Source organism: Anaplasma marginale str. Florida (assembly GCF_000215485.1).
In the GTDB taxonomy this organism is placed as follows: Bacteria; Pseudomonadota; Alphaproteobacteria; order Rickettsiales; family Anaplasmataceae; genus Anaplasma; species Anaplasma marginale.
On record NZ_AFMS01000037.1, the window covers coordinates 1 to 7,375 of the forward strand.

The window sequence follows — 7,375 nt, forward strand, 5'->3', positions numbered from 1 at the left end:
GGAAGTTACAGACTAATGAGAGTATATGTCAAGATTATTCGAATTCAAGAGGCCTTCCTTACTGATCTAATAAGACTTTCTACATGTTGTATTGGGGTTTCTGGTAGGATGCCGTGCCCTAAGTTAAAAATAAGTGGTTTATCTCCCAACTCCTCCACTATTTTCATAGATTGGCTGTCTGATGCTTTTTGGTTGTATGCCAATAGAGATGGGTCTAGATTCCCTTGTATTACACCATCGAGGTGTTCTTTTATCCATGAAGTTGGTATGCTGTAGTCAACACTAATAGCGGATATTCCAGTTTTTTCCAAATATGTCTTATACATCACACCCGCGCCCATAGGGAATCCAATAATAGGAAAGTTTGGATGCCTAACACGTACAAAGTCTACTATCTTCTTTGTTGGGGTGATAACGTATTCCTCGAAGATTTCTACCGGAAGTAAACTTGCACTACTATCGAATAGTTGAATAACATCGACCCCACTCTCGATTTGTTTCGCTAGGTAGTGGGATGTCAGGTCAGTAATTCTGTTAACTAGCTCCGTCACCTTGTTTTTGGTGTGTTTATGTACAGTTTCCAGACAAATATCCTTCCTGATTTTTAAAAAGTTATTTTCTTTACCTAAGACATATGTAAGTAGTGTCCATGGCGATCCGGCAAATCCTATTAGGGTTTTGTCACTGTCTAAAGACTTTCGTACCTTACGAATTCCTTCAAATACTGGTTGAAGCTTTGCTATGGATTCAGTGGTTGAGTACTGATGTATGATATTTCCTATTTTTGGTCCTTGTCCTCTGATGAAGCTTACTTCGTAACCCAAGGCATCTAGGACAACCATTATGTCGGAAAATATTATTGCTGCGTCTATATCAAACCTTTTGACCGGCTGTAGGGTTATCTCCTCAACAACTTCCGGGGTGTAGCAGGCGTCTAGAAAGTTTTGAAAGTTGTCCATAACCTTGTGGTACTCAGGTAGGTATCTTCCAGCCTGTCTCATGAACCATATTGGGATTTTTTCCTGTCTCTCCTTTTTGGTTAGAACTCGTTCGAGTACTCTACTTTGTTTTTTTGAATTAAACATAAATAATCTTCCTTATATATAACTATAGTTTATTTATACCTGTTGATTGTGTGAATAACTGTAAATTGCGCAAAATTCTGCACGGGAGCCAGGTTGCAGTTTTGTGGATAAATTTGTTAGTAAAGTAGATAAGTACCTGATTTTGTGCATGAATTTATGTTTATAAAATATATGTGAATTGTGTTGATAACTGCTTGGTATGTAAAGGCTTTTGGGCCGCAAAAATTCACCTTATTTCTCAAAACTCTGTGTATAACTCTGTGTTATTTTGTTAGTATCTTTTATTCACTTGTGGTTTACACACTTATCAACAGAGTTATGTAAATAACTTTGATATAGAAAGATGGGGCTTTGCTGAGTATACTCTGGGGCTCTATATAGGTGATGTGGTTTTCGTTAATAATGGGTAGTGGGGTTTCTGAGGACGGTGTGGGGGGTGATAGTCCCACGCAGGGTGGTATGAGGTCTTTCTTCTATTCTTTTATCCTGGAGAAGCTTCCCGGATTCAAAGATTTTGTAAAAAACAGGATAATGGCAGAAAATGTACTACATTTTGGTAGCTCACACATAATGAACAACCTAGTCAGGTTGGATGAATGTTCAGTGAAAGACATCATGGTGCAAAGGTCTGAAATACTCGCACTGGGGATTGATGATAGTGACCTACTCACTAAGGTGCTGAGGAGCCAGCATACCAGGGTGCCGGTGTATAAAGACAATATCGATAACATCGTCGGATTTATTCACATTAAGGACATCACCTCGAAAGAGGGTTTGGACTTCAACGTGAAGAGCATAATACACAATGTGATGTACGTTCCGCACTCGATGAAGGCCGTGAACCTTTTTGTGAAGATGCAGTCCTCCCGTGTGCACATGGCAATTGTGCTAGATGAGTATGGAAGCACCGACGGGCTGGTTACGATGGCTGATATAATTGAGGAAATTGTCGGCGATATAGAAGATGAGCATGATGTTCCCTCAATCCCCGATATTGTAAATATTTCCAACGATAAAATCGAGGTGAATGCAAGAGTGCTGGTCCGCACCCTGGAGCAGTCGCTCGGTATCTCACTTAAAGATTCCGAGGAAGAAGAGTACGTAACAGTCGGAGGGCTTATACTCGCTATGGTGGGTAGGGTGCCGGTTGTGGATGAGGTTTTTAATCACAAAAGTGGTGCATCATTCCTGATTAAGGAAGTAGACAATCGATGCATATATAGGGTGGTGATTGATCTGAGTAAGGTTCTCAGAAACCGGTAAGGAAAAGGCGGCCTGCGGCCGCTATAGGGGCGCGCAGAGCTTTCACTGTGCTTATTTTTGCCATTTCGTTTGCTGGGAATGTAACCACGCTGACTTCCCAGAGGTCTATTTTGGAGATCATCCTAACGCCGGATTTGCTATCTCTTCTTGACCGCACAACCTTATACCCTATGGATAGGGCATTTACGCTGCCGTCTGTTATTAGGGCGTAGACCTCCCGTGCCAGCCGAAGCCCCAGGTTTAGCTTTGCAACCACCAACAAACCAAAGGAGTCTTCCCTAGCGTCTAGTATTTTCCCAATAGGGTCCTTAATGCTATGTTGCCATAGTAGGGCCACTTTTCTCTTTTGCAGGGACTCCACAAATGCCCCTGGTTTTATGACGTCGTTGTGGGCATCTATTCTGTTAAAAACGCTGGCATAGCCCCTAAACTTTCCCTGTTCTTGCCTACTGAGGTTTTTGATCATATAAAATCCCGCTTGTATAACACTACTTTTGAGCCTCAAGGGAGTTGCCTCCCTCGATCGGGGGCAAGCCGAAAGCGGCTCTTTTTTCGTTTACGGTCATGAACGTTGCATTTTGTACATACTGCCATAACCGTTGCCTTTTTTCAGTCAGCGCGCAGATAGATTCCTTATCGTAAGACAGAAACATGTTGCTACCAAACCTCGGCACCAACCATGAGTTGAGATGTGCGATAATACTCTCCAAATGCGGGATGATCGTCTGCTCCCATAACGCAAGCCTAGCTTCTGAAAGGTTGCTGTAAGTGTTGTCTCCCGGGATGCCTAGCAATTGAGGGGGAACACCAAAAGCCAGGGCGATCTCCCGGGCGGAAACATTTTTCGATTCAATGAAATCCATGTCCTTTGGGGACAGGCTCATTTCTCGCCATTCTAACCCACCTTCGAGCAAAATAGGTCTACCGGAGTTCCTTGGCCCTGTGTAAAAGTCTTCAATCTGGGCCTTCAATCTTTGATACTGCTCCTGTGTCAGGGTGCTATTTTTCTCGTTTTTAGTTTTCACGACCAGGGCACCACTGGGGCGGGCTCCGTTCTGCAGCATTGCCTGGTTCCAGGTGCCGGCCTGATTATGCTGGTCAATGCTGTAAGATGCGGCTTCGATCGTCGATAATCCGTACCAATCATTTAAGGGGTGAAAGTTCTTCAGGTGTAACAAATCATGGCGGTTGGTGGCGCGGTCCACCTGAAACTCGTACACATGTCCGTTCACGCTATAGCGGTATGCTACGGCATTCCCACCTGCTTTGGTAACAATTTCTACCCTATCGGGCCTCAGTAGGTGTAATTCTTTCGGGAGCATGTCCCTACTTTCTACGGATAGGACGTACGAATTGCCGCTAATCAACCTGTACGTCACTATTCCTTCGATCAGCTCGGCCCTTGTCATAATACAGTTGGGACGCGATAACAATTTCAGGATGGGATGGTTGAAGATTTGAAAAACGCCGCTTTTAGTGGTTTTGTGCAACGTGATGTTTACAGATCCTGCGGCGGATGCCACCATATGGATCGACCGAAAAGCGATAACGTTTTTGATGTACCCGTTTCTAGCAAAACTTGCATAGTTGCGGTCACCCCACACAGCTTCTCCGCGACATTCTAAAAAAGCTGAAGACACGCTTGTGCCGCTGTTTCTACCGAAAAGATTGAAGGACTCCCTCATATTTAGCTGTGGCTCATTGGGTATACCGCATGCTAATACGCCCGGCCCACGTTCCGGAAGCAATTTTGGGTATTATGTGTTCTGACAATAAGGTTTAAAATCTTGGTTTTGGTGGTTTTGTGTCGCATATACATGTCTTGTGGTAGCACCTGCATTAAGGGAGTGAGAGGCGCATTTGACAAAGCAGCAAGTTCTTACGACGAATACTCCGCCTTCCAGCGCAATATTGCGGGGGAGCTATGCGCACTTGTGCACGGTGTTGATGGAAAGAAAGTGCTCGACGTTGGCTGCGGCACCGGGCACGTAGGCGCCATAATCGGCAACCGTTGCGAGCTTTCTCAGGTAGACGCCTCCCAAGAAATGTGTAACATTGCCAACAAGAAAATTCGCGGCATTACCGTAAGTTGCGACATGGAAAACATGCCGTTCCCCGACGGTTTTTTCGATGTGGTAACGTCATCCATGGCTATACACTGGGCTTACAATATTAGTGCCTGTCTGCGAAGCATGCTGAGAGTTCTCAATGAAACTGGGCAGGGGTTGTTTATCAGCGTTCCCGTACAAGGAACCTTGGAGGAGCTTGCAGTTTGTGAAAGGTTAATGGGCCGGAAGAGAAAATTTGAATTTCATGACGTTGCGTTTTTTGAAAAGCTTGTCCCCACGCTGGGGGCCACCATTGAATATGTGCAGTGCAAAAAATATACACTGCATCACAAGACGTGCATGCGATTGCTGAACTCAATTGCCAAGATTGGCGCGCAGTCTCACCGTGGTGCAGCTGAAACTTCTGGGGTAAGTATTGCAGATGTGTGCCGTGTGTATAGCGACCTCTTCTCGCAGAATGGGATGGTAATAAGCTCCTGGAATATAGCTTATTTAGTTATCAAAAAACGATTTTGCTGATATCATAGCGCTAACGTCTGTGTCTAGCGTATTTGCCGTCATGCTTAGCGACTGTCGCGATTTGTCACGCGAAATCAGGGACATTGCGAAGAAAAAAAACGCGATCATTCTGGCCCACTACTATCAGGATGATGAAGTCCAAGAAACCGCAGATTTTGTTGGGGATTCCCTTGAGCTGTCAAAGAGGGCAGCATCAACAGATGCGGAGATCATCGTCTTTTGTGGCGTGTTCTTCATGGCAGAGGTTGCCAAAATTCTAAATCCCGGTAAAAGGGTTATAATGCCAGACCTCAATGCCGGATGCTCGTTGGCAGAATCTTGTAGAGGGGAAGACTTTAAAAATTTCCGGCGTGCACATGAGGACCACTTTGCAATTACGTATATCAATTCTTCCGCGGAAGTGAAATGCTACTCAGACATAATATGCACCTCTTCCAACGCCGTTAAGATAATTAACAGCATACCCAAAGACCAAAAAAGTATTGTTCGCTCCTGACAGGTTTTTGGGAGAATTTCTCAAACAGAAAACGGGCAGGGATATGCTCTTGTGGCATGGAAGTTGTGTTGTGCACGAAAACTTTTCCGAAGCCAGCCTTGTTGACCTGTCTGTGAGGCATAAAGACGCCCACATTATTGCACATCCGGAATGCCCTGGTAATTTGCTAAAATATGCGCACTGCATAGGCTCCACCACACACTTATTGCGCTACGCTGCCGCTCATGCTGGGTCTAAGTTCATTGTATTGACTGAAGAAGGGTTGGTGTACCAAATGAAAAAAGCGTCCCCGGGGAGTGAGTTTTATGTAGTTAATTCTGCCAAGGGCTGTGAATCATGCAGCAAGTGCCCATACATGCGGCTAAATACTTTAGAAAAGCTCTACAAGTGTATTATGGATGAGCAACCCGAAGTGACGATGAGTGAGGAAATAATCTCCGGCGCAAGGAAACCGATCGAAGCGATGATGCGCGCATCGTAAGGTAGTTCAAGAAGCCTGGCCTCAAGTGTTTTCTTTGAAGTACTGCGCCTTGTTTAAGTCATCCTTATACCTCTCCGCCTCCTCCATAGGTGGTTTTGAGGCTGTGATGTTTTTCCATTTTTTAGAAAATTCTGCGTTTATTTTGTGAAAAGCCTTCAAGCTCTGTTGCCGCTCATTCAGCGCGCTATCATCACACGATATGATATCTTCTATGAACTCGTCGCTGACTATGGCATCCACAGGGCATTCCGGTACGCAAACACCGCAGTCTATGCACTGGTCCGGGTCGATTACCAGCATGTTCTCCCCCTCATAAAAGCAGTCCACAGGGCACACCTCAACGCAGTCTGTATACTTGCACCGGATGCACCTGTCTGTTACAAAATGGGTCATGAAGCTAAGCCGCTAAAACCCTTATGATACTTGACTGTTGTCGAAAGAGCAAATACTGCAGGCGCCGCAACCGCCTGCGTGTTGTTGGTACGCGTATGTGCCCTCTCGTCGAGGGAGGTGTTTAGATGGAGATATACCAACATAGTGATTGTAGCTGCCTGAGCGGAAAGAAGTTTTGCATTGTTGGCTATGGTTCCCAGGGCAAGGCCCAGGCGATGAATCTGCGCGATAGCGGAATTAGAGATATAACGATTATCCTCCATGCAGGATCAAGGAGTATAGATTTAGCAAGGGGGGACGGGTTTGAAGTTGATACTTCAGGCTCCTCAGCAAAACATGCTGACGTCATAGTGATGCTAGCACCTGATGAGGCACACCGGGAGATATGTAAAGAGACGCTATTTCCATATTTGAAGCCTGGGCAGGCAATCATATTTGCACATGGGCTGAGCATACTATATGGCCTGGTTGAGTTGCCGGGATACGTTGACGTGTGTATGGTATCGCCAAAGTCAGTAGGCACAGAGGTACGGAACCAATATCTGGAGGGCAATGGAGTTGTGTGCTTCACTGCGGTTATGAATGACTGCAGTGGCACAGCGAAGGCGGTATCAGATGCCTATGCAGCGGCGGTGATGCTCGGAAAGCTGATCATAGGTACTACCTTCAAGCAAGAAGTAGAAGCAAACCTATTTTCTGAACAAGTAGTCTTATGTGGAGGGATACCATCACTCATCAAGTGCGCTTTTGAGGTTATGGTTGAATCTGGAATCTCACCAGAGGTAGCATACTTGGGTTGTGTATATGAGGTGAAGCTAATAGCTGATCTGATGCACAGGAAGGGGATATACGGTTGCTTGAGCAATGTCTCTAGTGTTGCGGGATATGGTGCCAGTATTACTGGAGATAGGATTATAGATGGCAGGGTGAAGCAAAGTATGAGGGAAACGCTAGCAGAGATCCAAAGCAGAGAATTCTTCAAGAAGCTCAGCAAAGAACCTAATCTACAACACACTCTTAGTACATACTATAAAGAACTAGAGAAGCATCCTATAGAGGCAGTAGGGAA

The 7,375-nt window shown here is 45.2% G+C and carries 7 protein-coding genes and 1 pseudogene; 4 read left to right on the plus strand and 4 right to left on the minus strand.

From position 1 onward, the window contains the following. Positions 1-44: 44 nt before the first annotated feature. Entirely contained in the window at positions 45-1,085 is a 1,041-nt protein-coding gene (hemE, locus tag GAC_RS01065) for a uroporphyrinogen decarboxylase (RefSeq protein ID WP_010269010.1), read from the minus strand. 402 nt (positions 1,086-1,487) lie between these two features. On the opposite strand from hemE, the gene GAC_RS01070 reads away from it, so the two are divergent. Beyond that, positions 1,488-2,348 carry a hemolysin family protein gene (locus tag GAC_RS01070; protein ID WP_010266523.1) on the plus strand — a complete coding sequence of 287 codons (861 nt, stop codon included), beginning with the start codon at positions 1,488-1,490 and terminating at the stop codon, positions 2,346-2,348. Here GAC_RS01070 and GAC_RS01075 read toward each other — a convergent pair. Together GAC_RS01075 and GAC_RS01080 are read right to left on the minus strand one after the other, a co-directional pair. Next, positions 2,335-2,814, minus strand: coding sequence for an HK97 family phage prohead protease (locus tag GAC_RS01075; RefSeq protein ID WP_010269013.1), 480 nt, complete (start codon positions 2,812-2,814; stop codon positions 2,335-2,337). The two genes, GAC_RS01070 and GAC_RS01075, sit on opposite strands and share 14 nt — an antisense overlap. A 22-nt stretch (positions 2,815-2,836) precedes the next feature. Next, entirely contained in the window at positions 2,837-4,033 is a 1,197-nt protein-coding gene (locus GAC_RS01080; RefSeq protein ID WP_011114670.1) for a phage portal protein, read from the minus strand. A 132-nt stretch (positions 4,034-4,165) separates the two neighbouring features. On the opposite strand from GAC_RS01080, the gene GAC_RS01085 reads away from it, so the two are divergent. Next, positions 4,166-4,936 carry a methyltransferase domain-containing protein gene (locus GAC_RS01085; protein ID WP_010269021.1) on the plus strand — a complete coding sequence of 257 codons (771 nt, stop codon included), beginning with the start codon at positions 4,166-4,168 and terminating at the stop codon, positions 4,934-4,936. Positions 4,937-4,976: 40 nt separating this feature from the next. Continuing rightward, positions 4,977-5,913 (plus strand): annotated as a pseudogene (gene nadA, locus GAC_RS01090) (quinolinate synthase NadA). Between the two features lie 21 nt (positions 5,914-5,934). On the opposite strand, the gene GAC_RS01095 reads toward nadA, so the two are convergent. Next, a complete protein-coding gene (locus GAC_RS01095) occupies positions 5,935-6,306 on the minus strand; it encodes a ferredoxin family protein (protein WP_010266543.1) in 372 nt (123 codons plus the stop codon). 125 nt (positions 6,307-6,431) lie between these two features. Between GAC_RS01095 and ilvC the strand changes: the two genes are divergently transcribed. After that, a partial coding sequence (gene ilvC, locus GAC_RS01100) for a ketol-acid reductoisomerase (RefSeq protein ID WP_037349036.1) occupies positions 6,432-7,375 on the plus strand: 944 nt, incomplete at its 3' end.